Here is a 23,528-nt window from a genome sequence, read left to right on the forward strand (position 1 = left end):
TATTCGGGACGTATTCCCCTCCCCTATTCTGGAAATCAGTCATGTCTGAAGTCACGACTCAAACGGAATTAAGCCAGGTCTTAACCATTCTCCAGGCCATGTAAACCACCCTCAACACAGTTCAAACCGATCTCCAAGCCCTCACCCTTAAAGTCAAAGTTAACCAGGCCAAAACCGATCAACGGTTCAAAAGTATGGCAGAAAAGATTGATCTTAGATTTCACGCCATGGAGGAAAGAATTGATCTCAGGTTTCAGGCTCTAGAGAAAAAATCTATCGGCATTCAAAAGGAAGTTTCTGACCTGCTCATTCAACAACGGAGCACCGACACTCGTATTCTCACCGTTCTGTTTACCGCTTTTATTACCGCCGTGGGCCTGTTAACGAAAGTCATTTTTTTGATGTCCAAGGCTAGGGCTTATCATCCTCGGATTACACGGACTGTTCTAGCGCCAGCAAAATCTCAGAGACATTGCCCATGAAGCACTTCCTAACTTGTTTTGATCAGCACACTAAATCGGTAGCACCATACTAGGATGTGTTGACATTTACTAGGCCAACCCTAATTGTTTTCGGAAATAGAGCGTTTTTTTGCTAGGGTTACAGCCTCCCATGATTTTTGCCTCAAGTGGGATTGGGATAGTTTGAACGAAGCCATTATCGGCAAGGGGATATAATCTGGAAGGTCAAGCAAGACGGCCCGACAAATAGGTTATGGAATTAAAGCGGCGGGATTTTCTACAGGCGACTGGGGTCTGGTTGGCAGGAGTAAGCAGCAGTGAATTCATTCTTCAATTGGCAAATTCTCCAGGCCTGGCCACAACAACCCCACCCCGCAGACGAGCTTTACTGATTGGCATTAACCACCATGGGCCTGGGGAGGTTTTACCGCCATTGCAGGGATGTCTCACTGATGTAGAGCTACAAAAGCAGTTATTGCGCTATCGCTTGGCCTGGGGGGCTGGGGATATTCAGGTTTTAACCAATCAAGAGGCAACAGGGGCGGCCATTGAGACGGGGATTCAGGATTTTTTACTATCAGGGGCATCCACTGGGGATCTACTATTCCTTCATTTCAGTGGCTATGGCCGGCAGGTGTCTGATCGGGGGGCGACCTTAATCCCCTACGATGCCCAGGCCGATGGGAGTAGTGATATTTCCTTGAGGTGGTTGAGTCAACTACCCCTACCCCCTGGGGTAACATTTTGGTGTTGTTTTGATGCGGGGTTTCAAACCCATCCAGGCCTTGTGGAACGATCCCGTCCGTCCATCGGCACTGCTCCCCCTCCCCCAGCCCCCTCCCCAAGCATGATTTGGCTGCAACCGACCATCGCCAGAGAAATTCAACTCCAAGGGACCCAGGCCGGGGCCTTTACCCAGAGCATCACGAAACAGCTTTGGAGTCATGCCTCAACCAGCTCCCTTAGTGGATATTGGGCGGCCCAGGACTTAGAACGGCAAACCGGCGAACTAATCCATCTCCACTGGCAGGCCGAGGCGGGGGCGCGCATTCCCGGAACCCTTAACCTGACTGGGGGGCTAACCTTGTCAGTGCCAGGGGCCGATGCGGCGATCATCACCTCTGCTCAGGACAGTCAGACGGCCCAAATTTGGCTAGGCGGAATGGCCAGTCCCCTACTGACCCAGGCCGGTTGGCAAAGCTATTTTCAGCCCGTCATGCCAGAATTCTCCCCAACCACCGCAGCTTTTTGGGTGCAAAATCCAGTCGGACTAACGGCCACAGCCCCAATTGCCGACTTAAGCGGCCTCAGGAGAGGGACATTATTGCAAGAGCGGTTGCGGCTATTGCCCCATCATTTAACCTTGACCATCGGCCTGGCCGAAACCCTGGATAAGGTAACGCGCATTGATGCAGTCAGTGGCTTAGATGGGTTGACGGATTGGGTCAGTGCTACAACGGAGGGGACAGGGGATTATCGTGTCATTGCCCAGTCGGAAGCTGAACATTGTCTTTATGGATTGGCTTGGCCCGGTGGGACTGTTTTACCCCAAACCCTGGGCAATCCGGGAGAAGCGATTAAAGGGGCGATCCGGCGGCTGGGGACTATGTTTCCAGTGTTGCTAGCTAATAAATGGTTGGGCCTCACCTTAAATGGCGAAACCTCCGGCCTGGGTGTGACCGTGGCCTGGCAAAAATTACTACCTCAACCAGAATTATTGCTCCGGGTCCAAACAGAACGGGCATTGGGGGCCGCCCCAGAAACAGCCATCGGGAATTTTTCAGCCCAGGCCTGGGAGCGAGGGGTTACCTTCCAAGTGGGGGAGCAATTTTGTTATCGGCTCACAAATTATAGTCCGGCCCCCGTTTATGCCCTTTGGTTGGCCTGGGATAGTGCTGCGGGCCTGTTGGTTTTACCAACATTGATGGATTCTCCCCAACTCACCTGGCAGCTAACCCTCGCCCCCCAATTAACAACTACTTTACCCGTGCGAGAACTGCACTATACCAGCCCTTGTGTCAATAGCTATCTCCTCCTGAGCCGTACCCCGTTCACCCAGGCCCTCGATTATTTAGCTCATCTACCCACCAGTGGAGACCCCCCTCGTCTCGTTCCCCCCAAGGAAGCTTTGGTTCTAGTCCAGGCCATTCTTCAGGATCTCCATCAAAATAATCCAGAGTCACCCCTCAAGCCAGCTACTACCAGTGCATACACCCTTGATCTCCAGGCCTGGGCTACGTTTTGCTTCACGTTTCGAGTTGTGTAATCGCCTTAGGGGTTTGTTTTTTTCTGATGGCCGAGATGCCACGCTTCCCAGGCAAAGTAAGCAAAAATCACTAAGTTCAGCCCAAAAAGGAGTCCTGTTTCCCACTTGGGATCATGCTGCAATTCCCAAATTTCCACTGGTAGTAATATCCCCACCAGGCCAGCAAAGAGATAATAGCCCCAAATCTTTCCTTCCCAGACCGCCCAGGCCGCCACCGCAATCATCAGGCCATAGACCCCTGTGCCGCGAGAAATTAGTTTCAGTTCATTCACCGGAGTCTGGCTCAGAAAGCTCAACGTGGACTGGACAGCTCGAAACTCTGCTTGGAGAATATGGGACTGAATCCAGAGGGCAAAGGTATCATTAAACCGCCATGTCACCCCGGTCACAAAAGAGGTCAACAGAAGCAACAGAGCAAAAATTCCCTTCTTGACCACTGCAACCTTAACAATCCATGAGCGTGATCGCCCTGCCATATTCTTTATCCTTTCCGCAATTTAGAGAATTAACCACATAGACCCCGAAAAAAGGGCTATCCCAAAAGCAGGATAACCCTAATTCAAGCAATCAAGTTTTTCTTAATCTAAGTCAAGGAAGAGGTGAGACAAGAAACAAAGGCGGAATGACAAGAAGTGCTCAAGGAACTAAACCTCTAGTAGAGGAGTTGCATTTCAGCCCGAATCATCTCTGCTTGGACATCATTACCGGCTGCTTTGGCTTTTTTCAAGCGATTTTGCAAGTAAGTGAACGCAGTGTGGCGATGTTCCGGCTCCACATCTTGGGCATCGGTGACATGAAAGGCATAGTCAGATTGGAAACCGGCCACAGAGGGCAAAACGGCATTGGCATCGTTGGCAACTGCAGCTTCGGCAATATGCTCATTTAACAAAATGGCATCTTTCATCGAACGAGCCGCCGGAGATTGCTGGTATTTGATCCCCCGATAGGTGAGCATTTGCACGGGTTGTGGCACAGGCAGGCCAGCATTCGTTGCAAAGTTGGGCGCAGGATCGGGACGTTCAATAACCTGTGTCCGGGCTAGGATTTCGGCGGAAGTTGAATCAACGGTGTAGCTGACACCACGGTAATTGAGGGTATTCATAGTAGGCTCCTTGAATGGATCATGGGGGACTCGATGATTCTTAGAGCGGAATTGGCTCTACGGTCAGCGCGTTCCTTCGGGGGATTCCCTACTTCCGTCTCTACCGTCAATATCAACCGCTTCTTAAATGTCACCCGTTAATCCGTTTGGATTGTGAATGAGGCAGTTACAGCGGGAGAGCTTGGGGAGAGATGAACGATTACTCATCTACAATCTGTATCATAAGATACTGTTTGATGATTATGAGCGATTTTTTAGAAAACTTTACATTAAGGGTTCATTAAGGAGTTTTCTTTGATAGACCTGGGTTTGGGGGATTTTCAGGGCCTGGGGATCAAAAAATCTGGCCTGGAATCCTTGACATTGACGGGGCTAACTCCCTGGCTTGCTTTTGATAAGATTTCGTGAGCAAAATAGCCACATTGCCCAGGCCGGAGTTTTATCCCCATGACCGCCAGTTTGCCCCCCCTGATTCAAGCCATGGTTCAACCGCAGTTTTATCCCCATCCGGTGCAGACTCCAATTCGGCTGTTGCAAACCCACATTTCCTATGTGCTACTAACGGGGGACTATGCCTATAAGGTGAAGAAACCAGCGGATTTTGGCTTTTTGAATTTTTCGACTCTGGAGCGGCGACATTTTTTTTGCCAGGAAGAACTGCGACTGAATCAACGCCTCTGCCCAGATCTATATCTCCAAGTCTTGGGAATTGAGCAAAATCCTGACGCGTCAGAAACATCGGCAGGGGCTTATGGCTGGTCACGGGGCGAGGGGAGGATTTGCGACTACGCGATTCAAATGCGCCAGTTCGACCAGGCCCAGCTATTTAGTCACCTCTTTGCCGAAAATGCCTTGACTTTAGAATTAATGATCCAATTGGGGAAACAACTGGCCCAGTTCCATGCTCAAGCGGCCACCAGTCCCGATATTACGGCCTTTGGAAGTCCAGCAGCGGTGCAAACCATTGTCGAAAACTCCTATGGCCTGGGGCAAGGATTTATCGGGCGTTCCCAAACTGCGGCCCAATTTGAAGCAACCAAAGCATTTACCGATCAGTTTTTTCAAGAACATGGGGCTTGGCTTCAGGAAAGGCAGATCCTCGGCAAAATCCGCGAATGTCACGGGGATATTCACCTGAATAATATTTGTCTGTTTAAGGGCTTAATTCAAATCTTTGATTGCATTGAGTTTAATCAGGAATTTCGCAACATTGACGTGATCTACGATGCGGCCTTTTTGGTCATGGATCTGCAGTTTCGAGGCCGGCCTGATTTAGCCAATACCTTTTTGAATGCCTATCTAGAGTGGAGTAACGATTACCAGGGTGCGGTGTTGTTACCCTTGTATTTGAGTATGCGGGCCTATATTCGGGGCAATGTGAATTCCCTGGCCTTGAATGACCCTGCCATTCCCGATAGTGATAAAGTCACCATTGCTCAAACTGCCGCCGACTATTATCACCAGGCCTGGGCCTACACCCAACCCCAAACAGGCGCGCTCTATGTCATGGTCGGCATTTCCGGTTCTGGGAAATCAACAGTCGCCCGCCAGATTGCCCAACAAACCCATGGGATTCAGATTCGCTCCGATGCCGTCAGAAAACATTTGGCCGGCCTGGCCTTGGATCAACGGGGAGATGACGCAGGGGCCTGGGGAACGGGGATTTACACTCCAGAATTGACCCAAAAAACCTATGACCGCCTCTTAGAGTTGGGAATTTTCCTAGCAAAACAGGGAGCAACGGTGATTCTTGATGCCAAATATGACCGCCAAGCCCTGCGACAAACCCTGATCTCCCAGGCCAGTGCCAAAGAAATACCCCTAAAATTTATTTACTGCACCGCACCTGTAGAAGTCCTCCATGATCGACTCAATCAACGTCAAGGGGATATTGCCGATGCCACGAGCAAAATTTTAGCCGCCCAAATCGCCGCCTTTGAACCCTTTAGTCTCGCCGAACAGGCCTGGTTACACACCATTAACACGACTCAAGAACTTGGGCCGCAACTGGGGGAATTATTATCCTCAAATCCTGAATAAACCTAGGAGACTGCCGCTGCTACCCCAATCAAACCTAGGACTAAAACAACCCCACCAATACCTAAAAATAAATAGAGCCGCTTCTGTCCCGCAGTGGGAGGTTGGGCCTCATAGATCTTGGGTTCAATGGCAAAATTATTCAGCCGGCCATCATCATCGGTGGTATAGGGCATAAAACAGTCCAGAACAATCAGACAAGTTTGGTCATCTTAGCAACTTCCTTTCATTTCCTTGACAATTGGATAAAGTTCTTAATATTTGTTTAGTTCTTGAAGCTTACCGACTGGGTCTGGACAATCGCCACCGCCAAAAGGCAAAACTAGGATAGGCATTCAAGAGAATTCCCAACACCAGGCCCAGATGGGTTACCAAGGTCAAACCAGCCCAGGCCAACGGGAACCATTGCCAATCTGAATCCGGTAGCGGGGGAAAGATGTAATAGCCCAACCACACCAGGCCGGGGGGTAAAAGAATTAAGGCCACAGCAACCACTGCCAAGGTATAGGTGAAGGGAATATTCTGCTGACTGAGAGACCGCCAGGTTTGTCCATCCCATTGCCACTGAAAGGCCTGGCTACTATCTTCTAAACGGACGGTTTGCCGCTCTAAATTAACCGATAGAATATGCCGACAAAAATTACAGGAAAAAGCCTCCATTAAAACCATCTGGCTAATTTGCCCATGCTGACAAACCGGACAGGTATAAACTTCTTCCAGCCGCAGGTCAGACTTGTCATGCAGAGAAACTTTATTATTACCAAATGAACTCATGTTGAACGTAGGCCAAATACCCATGCAGGGGGATTGTTTTCAGAATAATCACCACGAAAATAACCATTAACCGGCGACTCTTTGGGGCCAACGACAACAGTCCATCTCTTGTTAAGACGAGGGGAATAGACTGTCTGTATATCTGAAGGATCGCTCATAGGAATATCCATATAGGCATCATAACCATTAAAAGTTTCAGGATAAACTCGAAGCAAATAAGTGGTTATATTCAGTTCTTGTCCCGTGGAGGTTACGACTTGAACTACTTCAGATATGTAATCTTGTTCTTGAGGATGATGAGAAGAGTCCATTTTTTTATCGACCTCAATTTGCCATTGAATATCCTCAAGGTTGATATTGATCATACGTCCCTCTTCTTGAGAGCGATCAACATAGGTTTGAAACGCATCCATATTGTCTCTATGATCTAGTACATAACGGCGTAACTCCTGTAGAGACATAGACTTATAATTAGCTGATGTCATGGTTCGTAACCTCCAGTGATTTTTATCTCAAAATCCAAGTCTTCTCCAGCCAGTAAATATAAATTTCCCGTCCGTTGGTCAATTCGCACAAGCTCAATACTTTTGTATTGCCAGCCAGGATACAGCGGATTCGATATTGGACTGGTACAGCTTAAGGTGTTACACCCCTGTTTTGAATTAGATTCAAGGCTTGAATGTACCAAATAGATGCCGAAAGTGCTGTAAATAATGTTGGTCAGCCGATCACAAAGCCTATATAGTCCTTGGGTCTGTTTATTGGTTGGTTCCATAATGTTTAGTGTGACTGATTGCCTAGGTTGAAGTTAACTCAAGTCAAGAAGAACGTATAGCCCCTCTAGCCTCTTGTATGGCCTGCCTGACTTGTTCAAATCCGGTTCCCCCATAGCTATTTCGGGCGGCAACCACTTGACGGGGAGCAATGGCGGCGTAAATATCACCTTCAAATCGCTCATGGAGGACTTGCCATTCCCCTAAGGTTAAATCTTTGAGTAATTTCCCCTGACTGACACAGGTTTTGACCACTTTTCCGACTAAGTTATAGGCTTCTCGGAAGGGGACACCTTTGGCCGCCAAGTAATCTGCCACATCGGTTGCATTGGCAAAATCCGCTTCCACTGCCGCCGCCAAGCGTTCTGTCCGAAACACCAGGCCTTCTTGAAATAAGATTGTTGTTGCTTCTAAACAGGCCTTGACCGTGTTGACCGCATCAAATAAAGCTTCCTTATCTTCTTGCAAGTCTTTGTTATAAGCCAAGGGTAAGCCCTTCATCAGCACTAGCATTCCCTGCAAATGCCCAAATACCCGCCCCGCTTTGCCCCGCACCAACTCCGGTACATCTGGATTTTTTTTCTGGGGCATGATACTAGAGCCGGTGGCGCAACTGTCGGTAAGGGAGACAAAACTAAATTCCTCCGAGGCCCAGAGAATTACTTCTTCCGAGATGCGCGACAAATGCACCATGATCAAGCTGGCGGCACAGAGGAATTCAATGGCAAAGTCCCGGTCGCTGACCCCATCTAAGCTATTGCCGTAAACTCCCCCAAAGCCGAGTAATTCCGCACTGTAATGGCGATCAATTGGAAAGGTTGTCCCAGCCAAGGCTCCACTGCCCAAAGGTGAAATATTGACCCGGGCATAAATCTCATCCAGACGTTGCCAATCCCGTTCTGCCATCGCCACATAGGCCAAAAGATGATGAGCCAAACTTAGAGGCTGGGCCCGTTGCAGGTGAGTATAGCCAGGAATGAGGGTTTCGACATGGGTTTCGGCTAAGTCTAAGAGCACCGTTTGCCATTGCCGGAGTTGGGCCTGGATGTCGCGAATCTGTTGCCGTAAATAAAGCCGGGTATCAGTTCCCACTTGGTCATTGCGAGAACGAGCGGTGTGGAGTTTTTTGCCTAAATCCCCAATTAGTTCCGTCAGGCGGCGTTCGACTGCAAAATGGACATCTTCAGCTTCAATGCCTGGGTTAAACTCCCCGTTGCGATATTCTTGGCGAATTTGCTCCAGGCCTTGGACAATTTTCGTAGCTTCCTCTGATGTGATGATCCCAGTTTTGCCGAGCATTTGGGCATGGGCCTGGGAACCCGTCAAATCATATTCAATCAGGGCAATATCAAAGCCAATACTGGCATTGAACTGGGCAATGGCGGGATGGAGGGCGGATTCAAACCGTTGACTCCAAGGTTGTGGGGCGGGGGATGTGGCCATGCAGCATTAGCTCTCTTTAACTGAATTGTATCTTGCCACGAATTTCCCAGGACTTCTAGCCTAGCCAGTTAACTTCGACTTTATCCATATCCGCTAAATCTTCGGGATCATAGTTTTGAATGTGAGTGTCCATTTGCATCACCGTTCCGCCTTGGACATAGGTGGCTTGATGCTTTTGTTCTAACGTTGTCTTAACTCCAGGTTGGGAGGTTTTACCGGGGGTAATGGTGCGTTTCTCAATCCGAACCGATTGCTTGGCGACTTGGGGGGCTAAATGATTCAGAAAGAAATCTACCGTTTCTTGCTTGAGCCAACCATTGAGCACCGCTACAGCCCCAAATCGATAACCAGTTTGCCATTGTTCCTGCAAAATTTGGTTGACTTGGTCTTCGGTCAGCAGATGGGCCTTGACAAAGAAATAGCCGATGGGTTCGTTGGGTTGGTTAATCAGTAGGGAGTGCCATTCTTTGACAAAAAAATCAATGGTTTCTTGTTTTAGCCAGCCGTGAAGGGCAATAATCTCACCAAACTTCAGGCCCTCATAGACTGACTGCTCCATGACGACGACCTGAATTTGGCCCGGATGGAGTAACCCGGCCTGGTGCAGGAGGACACCAATCACGACTAATCCCCCGATTAGAAATGATTCATTCTACCTTAGGAATTACCTTGGGGAGGGGATGAGCTTGATAAATATAGATTAATCTTCATAATTTGTATGATGAGCATCTATACCAACCTACCAAGGTCAGGCTCATCCGCAACAACGTGGATATATTTACTTGAGGTAAGTTCCCTAAGTCCAAATTAAAAACCGGAGAGTTATGAAGATTCCCAGGGCCAAGACTTGGGCAGAGGCAACAGGAAGGCCATACTGCAAAAAGCGATGAAAGGTGATTTTACGGCCGTTTAACTCGGCAACCCCAGCCGCAACAATATTGGCTGAAGCCCCAACCAGTGTGCCATTACCCCCCAATGTCGCGCCAAACATCATGGCATAGAACAGGGGGAGAACCTCCGGTGGATAGGGGCCAGTAAAGTCTGGGGATAAAACCTCACTGCCCAGCAAGCCAACTTGAATTAAGTATTTCTTGAGTAATGGCATCATGGCCACAACCAACGGAATATTGGGAATGACGCTGGAAATGGCCGCAACGACGACTAAAAGCATCAGTGAACCGAAAAAGATGTTTTTGCCTAAGACGGCCGCTAGTAAGGTTGAAATGTTTGCAATGACCCCTGTCTTTTCCAGTCCCCCAATTAGGACAAAGACACTCATGAAAAAGATTAAAGTACTCCAGTCCACATCTCGCAGAATGTGAGGTACTGTGTCAATCTTACTTTTGTGGGCTAACAATAAGGCTAATCCGGCCCCAAACAAGGCAACTGCCGCGGGTGAAAGTTTGACCGGCAATGAATCCCCAATCACAAAAAAGGTCAGGACAAAAGCAATGATTACCCCACCAATCGCCAACACCCGCGGATGGTTAATTTGGGGATGGGGGAGGTGGGATAAGTCTGCGAGTTCTTTTTGCCAGGTTTTACGAAACAGCCAAGGTAACATGACGATAATCACGCCAACGGCAATGGCCCCTCCCAAGCTCAACCGCATCAGGTATTCGGTAAACGTCATGTTGATCCCTTCACCGACAATAAAGGTGGCTGGATCCCCCACGAGGGTCAATAATCCGGCACTATTGGCGACAAACACCATCAGGATCAACAGGGGGACAAAATCAATCCCTAGCTCGGCAGCGATCGGGGGCAGCAGGGGGGCGAGTAACATGACCGTGGTGGCATTGGGTAACACGGAACAAATGACGGTTGTAATGCCAACTATAGCCAGGAGGAGACGTTTTCCTTTCCCCTTGGCAAAAAATACAATCTGTGTGCCTAAGTATTCAAAGATCTGGGTCGGCTGAAAGGAGCGGACTAAGACCATAACGCCGAAAAATAGTCCCAATGTGCCATGACTGCGGGCAATGTAGTTAATTGCTTCGGGGAGAGTCAGGATATTTAGGCCAATCAGCAGTAATGCTCCTAAAAATGCCGCAACGGTTAGATCAACCCATTCGGCCACGATGGAGACAATGACGGCTACAAAAATCAACGCTGCAACAATACCCTGCCAATCTGCCATAACGCGCCTCGGACGGTGTTTTAGACATTCAGAAGAACACTGTCTTGAATTAATATTGCGGATCAACTCTGAAACCCAGAACCAAAATGAGGTAGTTGGGGCTAGTTGTCATCGCCTTTTCTCATGGCTGACGGGGTTAGCTGACGGGCTAGGACTGAGAGATGTCCACTCCAAGCAGGCCTGGATACGCCCCGATACATTGGTTCCCCCGCTTTTAGTCCTGTGCCGTTTTTATCGCGTCTTTAGGTTCTAGACGGGAATACTCAACTCAGACCTAAAATTAAGCAGACGGTGTTTGGATGATGGTATCACAGAGGCTCCGAAATAGCTTGCCATGAGACTAAATATCATCTCTGGCGGCAAAGGGTTATTGAGAACGGGCGCATTGAGGGGTGACTGACCCAATTTGCTGGGGGGATATCCTTGGCCTGGAATTGCCGCCAGCAGTTTCAATAATTGTTGCAGATCATTTCAGACCGATTAACGGGAAATGTGGCTCTTTACAATCTTGGATAATTCTACGGAAACGTAGTTTTGTGACTTTTAGTAAATATTTGTCAAATTTGATTAAGGAGAACCGAGCCGATGACGCATTTACTCTTGGCAACTATCCCTGATACTACTTGGACTCCCAGCGTTGGGTTAGTCGTGATCATTTGTAATTTGTTGACGATTGCCATTGGACGTTATGTGATTAAGAATCGTGGGCAGGGGCCAAACTTACCGGTGGCATTACCTGCATTCTTTGAAGGGTTTGGCCTGCCGGAACTACTGGGAACCACTAGCCTCGGGCATATTTTGGCTGCGGGGGTTGTCAGTGGTTTACAAAACTCTGGAGTGCTCTAGTTAATGAGTTAATGGCTCACTAACTGTTCCAAACTGTTCCAGGCCTGGGCGGGGAAATCCCCTCAAGATGATCCTCAGTCGGGGCCTGGGAAATCACCATTAACTAGCCATTAACTAGTTTTTAGCTATCAGCGAGATTCATCCAAGGCTGGAACTCGGACACAGATTTGTTCCGCAATAAATGGCAAGACCCCTTCATTGGTGCTGGCCAGTTTGCTATCTAGAAAGACAACTAGGCTAAAGGGGCATTTCCCCGGCAATTCAATATAGGCGGCATCATGTCTGACCCAACTGGTTAACCCCGCCTTTGACCATAGTTTGGCCTCAAAGGGTAATCCCCCACCAAGAAAGCCGCTGACTTGATTTTCGGGATCCGCTGCCAAATCCTCTGGGTTCAGACTCCGAGCCATTAAATTTAACATGGCCTGGGAACGTTCAGAGCTAACGGCCACACCTCCGACAATACTATGGAGTAACCGAATTGTGGCGTTGACCGAAAGACGATTGCGGTTTTCTTTGTTCACCCCAACAAAAGCATTTTCTCGCCCATAGGGGCCATCACACCAGGTTTTTTGATTGACGTTAATCTCCGTCAGTTCAGGCCAGGCCAGGGATTGAAAATAGCGATTGACGATGTTTCGTTGGTATTGCCACGTTCCAAAGGGGCCTGGGGGCAGTTCGGGGCCACTCGTTGTCCCAGAGAGTAAATCCATCACCAGGCCGGTGGCATCATTACTAGAATCAACAATCATGTCCCGTAAGGCCCGATCCAATTCTTGATTGGGGGGGAGCATCCCTGACTCCTGCCATTCTTGGGCGGCCACTAAATAAAACAGTTTCACAATGCTGGCCGGGTAGATCTGGACATCCCCCCGATAGCTATATCCCCGGACTGGATACTGCCAAAATTCCACTGGACTTAAGGCTCCCCCCGTATTGACAATCACCGGACTTGAATAGACGAGCCAGGCCAAGGCAATATCATCCCGTCCTAACCAGCTAAATTTATCCCAAGCAGCGTTTAAGACTTGCTCACCCAAGACGGCTAAGGTAGTATCCACCTGAAAAAATGTCATTGATAGCTCACACTGATAGCTCAGATTGGTACAAACAATTCAAGGGAACTCAGGCTTAATCCAGGCCAAATGCAGTCTTAATCTTTCCCACTCTGCCTCGGTTGGATGCCCCAGAGAATGAGGAATTCTGCCCAGACCCAAAATAGAGAATAAAATTAAAACTGCAAAAATTGTAGAAATAATCTCCGTAATTTCACCCTTGTTTTGTTCTGAAGGATTACTAGAATAGCAGGTGTATCTGGAATTTCTTGGCAAGATTCTCCGCTAACTTTCCCGCCCCTTCAAATCCTCGGATAGGTAATGACTCTTTGGCAAGTAGATTTTTCAGAGCGACCCTTGACCAATCCCCAAGGTCAAACGTTGTGGGAGTTATTGATCGTCGATCCCAGTGGTCAAATCCTGCATCAGGCCCAATGCCCCCAAACTCAGGCCCGCTTTGATTGGCTAATTCGGCAATTGGAAATCTGTATCCAAAAAACTGGCTCATGTCCAGAACGCATCCAGCTATTTCGGCCCCAATCTTTAAGCGTCTTTGAGTTAGCCGCCAATGAGTTAAATCTAATGGTAGAGCCGACTCGCCATACCCCTGCCTTAAAGCGTCTTCTAGCCGCCCAGGCCGAACGTTACCCCACCGCGGCGAATTATACGGGGGAACCCTATCAACCCTTGCACATTACCTCCTTACCTCCTGTGCCTTTGCCCGAGCATCTCTGGGGAGACGGTTGGCAATTTACTGGCCTGATGGCAGGGGAACTAGAAACACATTTAATCACCCAACCGATCCCAATTTTGTCTCTCAGAATGGATATGCTCCCAAGTCAACTGGGCCTGGCAGCTAGTGTTATCATTCCCGGTATCATCATCTACGGTGGCCGCCGTTCCATGGCCTTAGCCCGTTGGTGTCAAGAACAAAATCCGGCTGAGGTGGAGTTTATTGCCGGACAACCCGATGGTTTGATTATGTCGGCGGGATTGCGGGAACGCTGGGTTTTAGCCACATTTGATGATCCTCAAGTCCGGCAATCGGCCCAGGGATTTATGACTCGGCGAGCCGCTGCCCAAGGGTTACATTTCTTGCTCATTCAACCGGACGAATCGGGTGTAACCTATACGGGACTATGGCTGCTGCAACAATCTAGCTCTTGATCTTAGCCACTAGGGTCTGGCGGAGGGGTTCAAGGCTCTCGTCCAAGGGGGGCAGGTAATAGGCTGTTGGCCAAATGGTGCCGAGGATATTACTGGTCACTGCATTCTGGGCATCTAGATAAAAGTCACTCGGTTGAGGCCCGTCAATGTGCCGACTCAGAACCCCAAAACCAGCGCGGGTATATTGCACTCCTTGGCTCGGACTCGTTTGCCGCAACCAGGTATCAAAATCTGGCGACCGCTCTATGGAGGTAATGAGTTGGCTCAGTAGCACTTCTGGGATCACCGTTTGGGTGGCCCGCAACCAGGCCTGGGCTAAAAGGGTTTTCCGATTTGCCGGATCCAGCCAAGCCGTAATCAGGGCCTGGGTCGGGTTCATGGCTTCTAAGCTTGCTACTGGCATCTGCCCCTGCTGAAAATTCAGAAGCGTGACTAGGTCGGGATGAAGTGAATTGGGGGACTCCTTAATCAGTTGGGTCATGGCAGCGGGAATACCTTGCCACCAAATTAACGCGGCATAGGCCTGGCGGGCATATTGTCCCAGGGGAGCCTCGGGCTGAGTCGCTGTCCGCAGTTGCCCATAAAAATCCAAAGCCTTTTCAAGAACTGGCTGATAGAAGGGGGCCATGAAGGGTTCGCGCCAAATGGTACTGGTGATGGTAATCGGCTGGCGGAGAACTTCCAAATAAAAGCTTTGTTCGGCTAATTTAGGTTGACGGGCTGCTAACAAACTTAAACCCAGGCCGTAAAAATTACCCGGCCGGGCTGGCATTAACTGAATTGCCCGGGCAAAGGCCAACTTCGCTGCAACCGGGTCTTGCCGTAACAGTAACCAACCGAGATTATTTTGTCCAAACTCTAAATTGGGAGCTAATTGGTTTCCCCGTTGAAATGCCGCAATGGCCTGGGCCAAGAATTGCTGTTGTAAATCTGAGGCCGGGATCTCTAAACTCTGGCGACCTAAATTCCAACCCAGTTGTAAGGGATAGTAGGGTTCCCAAGGGGCTAATGCTTCGGCCTGCTCCAGCTTGGCTACAAACTCTGGCCACTTTGGCGGTTGACTGAGGAGGGCATTAAAGCCTTGACTGGATAGATTCCAGGCCTGGTGAATCGGCCAAACCCAAATCCAAATTCCAATTATTCCCGCTAGTCCCAACCATCCCCAACTATGCACCCATTTTGATCGCGGTGGTGGGGAGTGACTTAACCCTTGGCGAATTAGTGCAGCTAAACCGGCCAAATGCAATCCCAATAGCCCCGCAATGGCAATGTTATCAACTTGATAATCGGTGAGACTCATAATCCCATAGCTGCCCAAGGCCAGGCCAACTCCCACGGCTAACCCTTGATCCGACTCAATCAGATTCGGCAACCAGGCCCGCCAGCGGATGGCCCAATAAACCAACACCCCGACCAAAACCAGGCCACTGAGAATTCCCCAAACCCCCAACTCAGCCCAAACCTGCACTGGCGTACTGTGGAGTTGATAGGCCATTTCTGCCTCTTTCCCCGCCCAGGCAGGCCGAAACTTTTGGTAAAGCAACGGCACGGATCCCAACCCTGTTCCGGTTCCTGGTTTTGACCAGCCCATTGACCAGCCAATATTGGCCGTAATCCAGCGATAGGCTAACTCAGAGGTTTCATTGCCCTGGATCAGGCCCCAAACCGATTGCCGCAGCCGGGAGGTACTCCAACCAATGGTCAAGACCACCAGTAAGCTCCCCAAGCCCAAACCTAAGGCTAACCGTTGTCGCCGTTCTAGTTTCATCGCTGCCCAGAGTAAGAACCATGCCAAAGTCACCGCCCAGGCCAACAATCCCAGCCAACCCCCGCGGGAATTTGTAAAGTAAAAGTCAATCAAACCAATCCCCAGGCCTGTTACCCACAGCCAACGCCGCCGCCCCACCTCCTGCCAGGCCAACACCCCTAACAGTGGCAGCAAAAGTAATAAATATCCAGCCACATAGTTTTGATGCCCAAAGGGGGCCCAGTTGCGCAGTTCTAAAGCTGTTAAGTCAAGATTGCGCCTAATTCCTAATTCTTGCAGATCAGCCAGTCGGGCATATTCCGGTAAAATTGTTTGGCTGAACCAAAGAAATAAACTCCAGAGACTAAAAGCAATGCCCAAATAGCCCTGCCAGACCAAAAGCCGTTGGCGGCGTTCGGGAGTGCGTAACCAGGCCGTTAAAGCATAGACCGCTGCAATTCCCCCCAAGGCCGCAATGGCATACCAAAGACTTTGGAATCGAAACTCCGCCCCCAAGGTAGAAACTATAATCCCCAGCCCCAAAAGCCCAAAGCTCCAATCCAAGCCATTCCCCAGTGCCGGCCAACGCCGTTGATACAGCAACAACCACACCAACCACAACAATGGCAGGATCACCGTAAATTGCCAGAGAAACACCCACGGCCAGGCCACCATCAAACTATGGCTATCGGGGAGGAGGGTAAAAAGAACATAGCCCCCCCCTAAAAGTAAGCCGATTAACTTGCCTTCTTGGCGACTAGCCGCATCAAACCGAGGCAGAGATGTCATAGGTCAATGGTACTAATAGCCCACTGTGTAGGGATAGAACCCATCACCCCAGGTCCCAATGGCATCGTCTGTGGGTACACCCAATTGATCTCCATCCACCCAATTGAAATAATCTGGACTACCGACATAATCGTCATTGACCAGGCCCGCATCTTGGCTTTGGCGAATCAGTTCTGAAGCAGCTTGGCGTTGGCTATTGGGGACACCTTGCTGAATAATTTGGTCGGCCCCGGTTAAGTTGGGTTCTGGTTGGGGTAAGGGCAGCGATTGGGGTTGATTTATTAGGGGTTGGCCATCTTGAATGACTGGAACCGGACGATTTTGGGCGATAAACCCCTGTGACGGTTGGGCAGATGTTTCCACAGGGACTATTACCCCTAGCCAAACCAGTCCGCAGACGGTAGTAATCTCTTTCCAATCCATCAGCCTCAACCCCAAAACTTCCTCCAGAATAGCCCATTCCAGAGAGTTCCCAGCTCCCTAAATTAAATTACCCTCAGTGCGGGGCCTGGATCACATCTTCCTAGGCGGATATAACCTATCTGGGTAGTTGCAGATGCCGGATTCATTCCGTTTTCTCCCCTGTCCCCTGGCTAGATGAGCCGTTAAATATCCCCCAGGCCCGCCTGTGGTGGTTGATCTCGCTCGGGGATCAGCGAAGATAAAACGTAATGGAACATTAGCCAGCATTTGAGCTAGGAGGCTTGGGCGATGAAGGTTGGGATTATTGTTTTCCCTGGCTCTAACTGTGATCGGGATGTGGCCTACGTCACGGGGGAAATCCTCGGTTGGCCGACTCGAATGATTTGGCATCAGGATACCCACCTGGGGGATGTGGATTTAGTGGTTTTGCCCGGCGGGTTTAGCTATGGGGATTATCTGCGCTGTGGGGCCATTGCCCGGTTTTCGCCCATTATGCCTGCAATCAAAGACCACGCTGCCGCGGGAAAACTGCTCTTAGGAATTTGTAACGGCTTTCAAATCTTGACCGAGGTGGGCTTATTGCCGGGGGCCCTAGGGCGGAACCGGGATTTGCATTTTATTTGCGACCAGGCCCAGTTGCGGGTTGAAAATAGCCAAACCCCCTGGACAAATGCCTATACCCCCGGTCAAGTCATTCAATTACCCATTGCCCACGGCGAAGGCTCCTACTATGCCACACCGGAAACCTTAGAAGCCTTGGAAGCCAATCAGCAAGTTCTCTTTCGCTACTGTCAACCGGACGGAGCTTGGGTCGAAGGGCAAAATCCCAATGGTTCGCTGCATAATATCGCCGGAATTTGTAACCGAGCCGGAAACGTTTTAGGGATGATGCCTCACCCGGAGCGGGCTGCAGATCCTCTTTTGAGGGGACTGGATGGTTTAATCCTATTCCAATCCCTCGTCAATCAAGACTCTTGCATGCCTATTTCGGTCTAATCCAACTCCTGGGCCAAGATTTTGGTGATGGCGGCCGCTGACTGCTGCTGGAACTGCTTGACATCCACCTGTCCCAAGAGCCAAATCGCCAGGCCCATCCCCAGAATCGGTAAACAAAAGACTGTGGCATAAGCGAGTAAGGGTTCACCAAAAAGCCGCCGGCCCACATCCAACGCTGTCCCGCCCAACACCGTCGCTGATCCCCGCGCAATCGCTTGGGCCAGGCCCCAGGCCCCGATAAAGGTTCCGGCTGTTTCGGCTGCGGTTAAATCTAACATTAGGCTCAAGGCCCCAGTGGTCGTAATTCCGGCCGCAATCCCAAATATGACTAGTTCTCCCAACAGCAGGGTTGAATTTCCCGTGAACCCGGCCAATAGGAGCAGCACAAAACTCACAGCCACGGCTCCACAGCCCAAACGCGTTGTCATCATTTTTCCGAGGCGCGGCACAATTAAAAAGCCGGTTAAGCTCAGGCCCAATAATGTGCCCATCCCCCAATAGGCATTCAGCCGCGTCGTTTCACTAATGGTCATCCCAAAAACTTCACCGCCAAAGGGTTCTAAGACCGGCTCCTGGATAAATAAACTGATTGTCATCAAAAGCAAAAAGCCGAAGAAAATGCCCGTTTGCCGATTAGCCAAAAGAATTCGCAAGGCCCGCCCCAAGGTAATCTTTTCTGAGCTTGTCCGGGCCTGGGTGCGCTGACCATAACGGGAAAACTTAGCTTCAATGCCCCAAGTTCCGACCACAGCTAAACCAACGACGAGGAGCAAGACAATTAGGAATAGACGGTTAATCGCGGCCTGTAACTCCGCGATGGGGGTATCCAGTTCAATTTGTTTGAGTAACCCCGCACTGAGAATCGCCCCAATCACGATCCCCACTGTCAGCATTGACCACACCACTCCGACCAGTTGACTGCGGTTATCTTCATCAGAGACATCCACCAACAGAGCCGCAAAGGGAGTGGAACTGGCGCTGACAAAGGCTCCATAACAGGCAAAGAGAAATCCTAAACCCACCATCCAGAGCGTTGTTGTCCCCGTCCAATTTGTCCCATCCCAGGCCCCGGCCAGTTGCCAAATCACCTGTACCGTCAAAAAAGCCACCAGACTAAAGGCCACCGCCCCCAGCCAAACATAGCCCGTGCGATGAAACCCTTTAATCGGGTAGGCATCGGACAACTGCCCAAACCAAACCCGGACTGGGGCCACAAACTGATGCATGGCAATGGTTAAAACTACCAAGGTGGCTGGGAGGGTTAACTCTTGGATCATGACCCGATTCAAAACCCCCAAGGTCAAAATGGACATCATCCCCAGGCCCATCTGAAACAAACCGAGGCGAAACATCTCCCACAGGGGTAATTTAGGCAGGGTGGTATTTTCCGTCATGGTCTGTCAGTCACACCTCAACTCAGCAATCCATCCGTTGATAAAATTTATATCGAGATAACCTTGGTTCCTTCTTTAGCTAGGATGACACATTGGCAGAGGCCGCCAAGCAGATGAACCTCCGGGGTTTGGGAGCAAGTTCTCAGGCATTTCTCAGGCCGGGGGTTTACCTTGAGAAGATAGTTGATTGTAGCTGAGAATTTTAGGCGTGCAAGGGTAAATCCGATGAATAAACGGACATTTCTCAAGTTGGGGATCGGCTCACTGGGGCTGGTTGGCATTGCCGAACTTTTGGGGATCAAATTATTTCCAGGGGATGCTCTGGCCAACAGCACTTTTGAAGTAACAAAGTCAGAATCAGAATGGCGAAAAATCCTTAGCCCAGGCCAGTACTATGTGTTGCGGATGAAAGGGACTGAACTGCCCAATAGTAGCCCCTTAGACAAGGAATATCGGGCTGGAACTTTTTTCTGTGCTGGCTGTCAATTACCCTTGTTTAGCTCCCAGGCCAAATATGACAGTGGCACCGGCTGGCCCAGTTTTACGAAACCGATTTCGGGGGCGATCGCTACCTCTGTGGATAACTCCTTTTTTATGACCCGAACCGAAGTCCATTGTCGCCGCTGTGGTGGGCATTTAGGCCATGTTTTTTTAGATAATCGTTCAGCTTCGGGATCACGGTATTGTATGAATGGCCTGGCCTTGAAGTTTGTTGCCCGTTAGAAGCAGAGATTAACCAGACCAGGGGATTGATCGAGAGTTAGCCCAGGCCTGGATGTTATGCTATGGCTGAGTTTTGCTTTGGGTTGAGGATCTTAATTATGGGGCGGTCAATGGGGCAAGTTTTGGGACGTTGGACTAGCAGAGGTCTATCGGCACTGGGAATGTTGGCGAGTGTGCTGATGGCCCCGGGCCTGGCCGCTGAATCCATCACTATTGCCTTTCCACCCCTGGGTAATTTTGTTTTGACCGTGAAGGATATTGAAACCTTTGCTAAAGAAGGCTCCCCTAGCCCCGCCCTCGAACGTTTTGTCCGCCTCGTCCCCCAGGAAAACCAGGAACAACTGCGGGAAGCTCTCCAAGAAAGTATGCAGCTATCCCCCAAAACAGTCGAAGAAGCTGTTAACTCTCCTTTGGGAATTGCCCTGTTTAATCGGATTGGGCAAGTTTTACGCACCGCTGACAACCAAAACGGCTCCGTGGCCCTCAAACAAGCCTTTGTCACTGCGGCTAAGAATCCGGCCGGGATCAGTATCCTGAATGTGATTCGGGCTTTTCCGAGTCCAACGATTCAAGTTGAGGGACAATTGGGGTTTAGAACTCTCCAAGGCTTTGTCCGGGTAACGGAAAATCAAAATCGGGTGGTGGCCGCCCTGGCAAAAACGGCCAATGCTAGCCGATCCCTCCCCATCCCCAGCAATCTGCCCAACCCGGCCCAAAATGGCTCCTTTACCTGGGATAAAAAAAGTATTACCTTTGTCAACCCTAATCGAGGCAATCAACCCATTCCCGCCGAACTCTATCTTCCCAAGGGGCTGACCCAACCCACTCCCTTAATTGTCATCTCCCATGGCCTGGCTTCCGACCGATTTACCTTTACCTACTTAGCGGAACACTTTGCTTCCCAAGGCTTTCCAGTGGCGGCCATTACCCATCCTGGCTCCGACTCCCAGCGGTTTAAGTTCTTTCTATCGGGGACTGAAATTGACTATCGCATCATTCCATCTGACCTCGTTAATCGCCCTCTGGACATCAAATACTTTTTAGATACCTTGTCCAAAACTGCCACCCCGGATTGGCAAATTAACGTGAATCAAGTCGGAGTTTTAGGCCATTCTATGGGCGGTTATACGGCATTAGCGGTAGCTGGGGCGGGGATTGATCGGACTTCCATCCAAAAAGAATGTAATCGCATCCGAGATGATCTCAATTCCTTCAACATTTCTGCCCTGCTCCAATGCCGGATACTCGGTGTACCCAGTGTCTCCGAACAGTTACGGGATGAACGGGTCAAGGCGGTGGTGGCGATCAATCCCATTGGCAGTGTGATTTTTGGCCAGGCCGGCATCTCCCAAATAAAAATTCCCACACTCATTGTTGCGGGCAGTGAGGATATTTTTGCCCCCCCCTTAGATGAACAATTCATCCCCTTTACCTGGCTGACAACACCGGATAAGTATCTGGCGGTTATAAACTTAGGGACCCATTTTTCCGTCTTACAACCTGGCGAAACGGGGGTTTTCCCAGTCCCCAATGATTTGATTGGCCCCGATCCCACGAAGGCCAAGCCCATGGTGAAAGGGATTACCTCGGCCTTTTTCCAAACCTACATCACCCCCAATCCAGAGTTTCAGGGGTTTTTGGGGCAAAAATTTGCGGGCGGGTTGGCGACTAATCCCTTCTCTCTCTACATGATTCGGGAACTCACCCAAGCGCAAATTAACGCTGCCATTGCTGGGGGACCAGCCCGACCTTAGGTTGTGCCTAACTGTTTGGGTTGGGTAACAGCAGGACATCTCCCCGGAGGAAGTTAATCAGTTCACGATTGACCAAGTCCGGGACTTCCTGCATCGCCCAATGCCCACAATCATTGAGTAAGCGTAATCGCCAAGGGCCCGTTAACAGGTGCTCTAAACTTTCCGTCAACGAACGACTTAAAACGGGATCATCGGCCCCCCAAAGCACAAGGGTCGGGATGTTAATCTGCTGGACTTGGTTGCGAAATTGGGGCCACCAGGCCTGGGGTAAGAGTAAATGGCGATAACTGGCTAGGGCGGCGGAAATAGCTCCGGCTTTTTCAAGGGCGGATTGATAGATTTGCAGGGTGTCATTGGAAAAGGCCGCTTTGCGAATGGAGTAGCGTTGAAACCAATCTTGGACAAAGCCCTTTAAGTTGCTTCCGAGCCAATATTCCGCCAGGCCAGGCACTTGACAAGCCAAAAGAGGCCAACGCCGCCAGAGATGATCCAACTGGCCCCAAATTTCTCGAAATAAGCCATCGGGAGGCGGGGCATTGAGGACGACTAGTTTACCGAGGGCCTGGGGGAAATTTTGGGCTAAATACCAGGCAATCACACCGCCGCAATCATGACCAACAATGTGGGCCCGTTCATAGCCCAGGGCGGTAATTAAGCTTAATATGTCCTGGCTGAGGGTCTTGAGATCATAGCCCTGCTGAGTTTTTTCGGAATCATTATAGCCCCGTAAATCTGGGACGACCACCTTAAAATGACGGGCCAGGGCTGGTAATTGAAATCGCCAGGAATACCAAAATTCTGGAAATCCGTGCAGGAGAATGACTAAATCCCCTTCGCCTTGGGTGACGTAATGTAAACGAACTTGATTGGCTTGATTGACGTTAATGTACTGATGCTGCCAGGCCTGGGTATCCAATGTCACCATAGTGCTTTGAGCGATTAGACAAAAACTCGCCCTAATTCCTGTATCCAGGGTAACACTTGTTACTGATCTGACTCAGACAACTGCGGCAAAACCTAATACACCAAAGAAATAGCCGGAGATGGAGTTTGGGGTTGTTTAAGTAAATTGGCCAGTTCTTGGAGTTGACTGATGGCTTCGGCTCCCTCGAGTTTCATCAATTCCCGGTCATCCCGCATTTCTGTCCAGGTGATCCCGTAATCGGAAACTAAAAACCGAATCAAATGTCCATCCATCAAACTAACCATGAAGGAGGCACTATTTAACTCTCCGCCACAGGTGTAACAGGAAGCTAAGAGACCCCGCTGTTCAAGGGCAATGGCCAAGGCCTGGAGATCAAACACCAACTCCCGGATAAAACGGCGATGTTGGTCAGCAAGTCGAGTGAACACAATAGCGCTCCTGAGTATTTCTACCGTACTGAATCATAGCAAATATTAAAACAAAATTAAGAATTTTCAGGTTTTTTGGTAGCCCGATATACTGATTAGAGTCAATTTCAGGCTTTCAAGCTGGGGATCAAGAAAAATAGATTCATAGTGTATCGGTTAATAAAAATATAATTAGTGATTCAGCTAGTTAAAAAAGATTTAAAACTGTCACTGCCTAAGGAAGCAGGTTTTGGGCAAGACGGGCGCAAAAAAACTAAAGTTCCGTCTTCTCAAAGATGACTTCTA

At 49.7% G+C, this 23,528-nt stretch carries 22 protein-coding genes, 1 pseudogene and 2 riboswitches; of the genes and pseudogenes, 8 read left to right on the plus strand and 15 right to left on the minus strand.

What is annotated here, in order from left to right; all coding sequences use genetic code 11:
• Positions 1-194 precede the first annotated feature (194 nt).
• Complete coding sequence (locus RIF25_RS08855; RefSeq protein ID WP_322878186.1) at positions 195-482, plus strand: hypothetical protein; 288 nt, start codon at positions 195-197, stop codon at positions 480-482.
• A gap of 313 nt (positions 483-795) precedes the next feature.
• Positions 796-2,727: a caspase family protein gene (locus tag RIF25_RS08860; RefSeq protein WP_322878187.1), complete on the plus strand. Its 1,932-nt coding sequence runs from the start codon at positions 796-798 to the stop codon at positions 2,725-2,727.
• Positions 2,728-2,732: 5 nt separating this feature from the next.
• On the opposite strand, the gene RIF25_RS08865 is transcribed toward RIF25_RS08860, so the two are convergent.
• On the minus strand, positions 2,733-3,203 hold the full coding sequence (locus tag RIF25_RS08865) for a DUF2127 domain-containing protein (protein WP_322878188.1): 471 nt from the start codon (positions 3,201-3,203) through the stop codon (positions 2,733-2,735).
• A 176-nt stretch (positions 3,204-3,379) separates the two neighbouring features.
• Positions 3,380-3,829, minus strand: coding sequence for a DUF4278 domain-containing protein (locus RIF25_RS08870; protein WP_322878189.1), 450 nt, complete (start codon positions 3,827-3,829; stop codon positions 3,380-3,382).
• A gap of 65 nt (positions 3,830-3,894) precedes the next feature.
• Positions 3,895-4,029, minus strand: a riboswitch (Glutamine riboswitch).
• A gap of 247 nt (positions 4,030-4,276) precedes the next feature.
• Between RIF25_RS08870 and RIF25_RS08875 the strand changes: the two genes are divergently transcribed.
• A complete protein-coding gene (locus tag RIF25_RS08875) occupies positions 4,277-5,869 on the plus strand; it encodes a bifunctional aminoglycoside phosphotransferase/ATP-binding protein (protein WP_322878190.1) in 1,593 nt (530 codons plus the stop codon).
• Between the two features lie 2 nt (positions 5,870-5,871).
• Here the strand turns inward: RIF25_RS08875 and psb34 are convergent, their stop codons facing one another.
• The 7 genes and pseudogenes from psb34 to RIF25_RS08905 all read right to left on the minus strand — a co-directional run bounded on the left by psb34 (position 5,872) and on the right by RIF25_RS08905 (position 10,996).
• The gene (psb34, locus tag RIF25_RS08880) at positions 5,872-6,042 is read right to left on the minus strand and encodes a photosystem II assembly protein Psb34 (protein WP_322878191.1); all 171 of its coding nucleotides are present in this window, start codon (positions 6,040-6,042) and stop codon (positions 5,872-5,874) included.
• A 103-nt stretch (positions 6,043-6,145) separates the two neighbouring features.
• Complete coding sequence (locus RIF25_RS08885; RefSeq protein WP_322878192.1) at positions 6,146-6,640, minus strand: hypothetical protein; 495 nt, start codon at positions 6,638-6,640, stop codon at positions 6,146-6,148.
• Positions 6,637-7,125 carry a DUF6887 family protein gene (locus RIF25_RS08890; RefSeq protein ID WP_322878193.1) on the minus strand — a complete coding sequence of 163 codons (489 nt, stop codon included), beginning with the start codon at positions 7,123-7,125 and terminating at the stop codon, positions 6,637-6,639. The genes RIF25_RS08885 and RIF25_RS08890 overlap by 4 nt, the downstream gene beginning before the upstream one ends.
• Positions 7,122-7,247: pseudogene (locus RIF25_RS17250) on the minus strand (DUF6888 family protein); the annotation flags it as partial. The pseudogene RIF25_RS17250 and the gene RIF25_RS08890, both read right to left, overlap by 4 nt.
• A gap of 211 nt (positions 7,248-7,458) precedes the next feature.
• Entirely contained in the window at positions 7,459-8,856 is a 1,398-nt protein-coding gene (argH, locus tag RIF25_RS08895) for an argininosuccinate lyase (protein WP_322878194.1), read from the minus strand.
• Positions 8,857-8,911: 55 nt separating this feature from the next.
• Positions 8,912-9,478, minus strand: a complete 567-nt coding sequence (locus RIF25_RS08900) for a hypothetical protein (RefSeq protein ID WP_322878195.1) — start codon at positions 9,476-9,478, stop codon at positions 8,912-8,914.
• A 174-nt stretch (positions 9,479-9,652) separates the two neighbouring features.
• The gene (locus tag RIF25_RS08905; protein ID WP_322878196.1) at positions 9,653-10,996 is read right to left on the minus strand and encodes an ArsB/NhaD family transporter; all 1,344 of its coding nucleotides are present in this window, start codon (positions 10,994-10,996) and stop codon (positions 9,653-9,655) included.
• Between the two features lie 110 nt (positions 10,997-11,106).
• Positions 11,107-11,233: riboswitch (cyclic di-AMP (ydaO/yuaA leader) on the minus strand.
• Positions 11,234-11,581: 348 nt separating this feature from the next.
• Between RIF25_RS08905 and psaK the strand changes: the two genes are divergently transcribed.
• A complete protein-coding gene (gene psaK / locus RIF25_RS08910; protein ID WP_322878197.1) occupies positions 11,582-11,842 on the plus strand; it encodes a photosystem I reaction center subunit PsaK in 261 nt (86 codons plus the stop codon).
• 128 nt (positions 11,843-11,970) lie between these two features.
• Here the strand turns inward: psaK and RIF25_RS08915 are convergent, their stop codons facing one another.
• Entirely contained in the window at positions 11,971-12,918 is a 948-nt protein-coding gene (locus RIF25_RS08915) for a serine hydrolase (protein ID WP_322878198.1), read from the minus strand.
• 300 nt (positions 12,919-13,218) lie between these two features.
• On the opposite strand from RIF25_RS08915, the gene RIF25_RS08920 reads away from it, so the two are divergent.
• Entirely contained in the window at positions 13,219-14,064 is an 846-nt protein-coding gene (locus RIF25_RS08920; RefSeq protein WP_322878199.1) for a Tab2/Atab2 family RNA-binding protein, read from the plus strand.
• On the opposite strand, the gene RIF25_RS08925 is transcribed toward RIF25_RS08920, so the two are convergent.
• Both RIF25_RS08925 and RIF25_RS08930 read right to left on the minus strand, forming a co-directional pair.
• Complete coding sequence (locus tag RIF25_RS08925) at positions 14,054-16,600, minus strand: O-antigen ligase family protein (RefSeq protein ID WP_322878200.1); 2,547 nt, start codon at positions 16,598-16,600, stop codon at positions 14,054-14,056. The two genes, RIF25_RS08920 and RIF25_RS08925, sit on opposite strands and share 11 nt — an antisense overlap.
• Positions 16,601-16,612: 12 nt before the next feature.
• Complete coding sequence (locus RIF25_RS08930; RefSeq protein WP_322878201.1) at positions 16,613-16,963, minus strand: hypothetical protein; 351 nt, start codon at positions 16,961-16,963, stop codon at positions 16,613-16,615.
• 348 nt (positions 16,964-17,311) lie between these two features.
• Between RIF25_RS08930 and purQ the strand changes: the two genes are divergently transcribed.
• Positions 17,312-18,019, plus strand: coding sequence for a phosphoribosylformylglycinamidine synthase subunit PurQ (gene purQ, locus RIF25_RS08935; RefSeq protein WP_322878202.1), 708 nt, complete (start codon positions 17,312-17,314; stop codon positions 18,017-18,019).
• On the opposite strand, the gene RIF25_RS08940 is transcribed toward purQ, so the two are convergent.
• On the minus strand, positions 18,016-19,413 hold the full coding sequence (locus tag RIF25_RS08940) for a BCD family MFS transporter (protein ID WP_322878203.1): 1,398 nt from the start codon (positions 19,411-19,413) through the stop codon (positions 18,016-18,018). The genes purQ and RIF25_RS08940 overlap by 4 nt on opposite strands.
• Positions 19,414-19,638: 225 nt before the next feature.
• On the opposite strand from RIF25_RS08940, the gene msrB reads away from it, so the two are divergent.
• Together msrB and RIF25_RS08950 are read left to right on the plus strand one after the other, a co-directional pair.
• The gene (msrB, locus tag RIF25_RS08945) at positions 19,639-20,136 is read left to right on the plus strand and encodes a peptide-methionine (R)-S-oxide reductase MsrB (RefSeq protein WP_322878204.1); all 498 of its coding nucleotides are present in this window, start codon (positions 19,639-19,641) and stop codon (positions 20,134-20,136) included.
• A gap of 179 nt (positions 20,137-20,315) precedes the next feature.
• Entirely contained in the window at positions 20,316-21,890 is a 1,575-nt protein-coding gene (locus RIF25_RS08950) for an alpha/beta hydrolase (protein WP_322878228.1), read from the plus strand.
• Positions 21,891-21,897: 7 nt separating this feature from the next.
• On the opposite strand, the gene RIF25_RS08955 is transcribed toward RIF25_RS08950, so the two are convergent.
• Entirely contained in the window at positions 21,898-22,815 is a 918-nt protein-coding gene (locus tag RIF25_RS08955) for an alpha/beta fold hydrolase (protein WP_322878205.1), read from the minus strand.
• A 92-nt stretch (positions 22,816-22,907) separates the two neighbouring features.
• The gene (locus RIF25_RS08960) at positions 22,908-23,243 is read right to left on the minus strand and encodes a DUF1815 family protein (protein WP_322878206.1); all 336 of its coding nucleotides are present in this window, start codon (positions 23,241-23,243) and stop codon (positions 22,908-22,910) included.
• Between the last annotated feature and the right edge of the window lie 285 nt (positions 23,244-23,528).

Origin of the sequence: Pseudocalidococcus azoricus BACA0444 (assembly GCF_031729055.1) — a bacterium.
Taxonomy (GTDB): Bacteria; Cyanobacteriota; Cyanobacteriia; order Thermosynechococcales; family Thermosynechococcaceae; genus Pseudocalidococcus; species Pseudocalidococcus azoricus.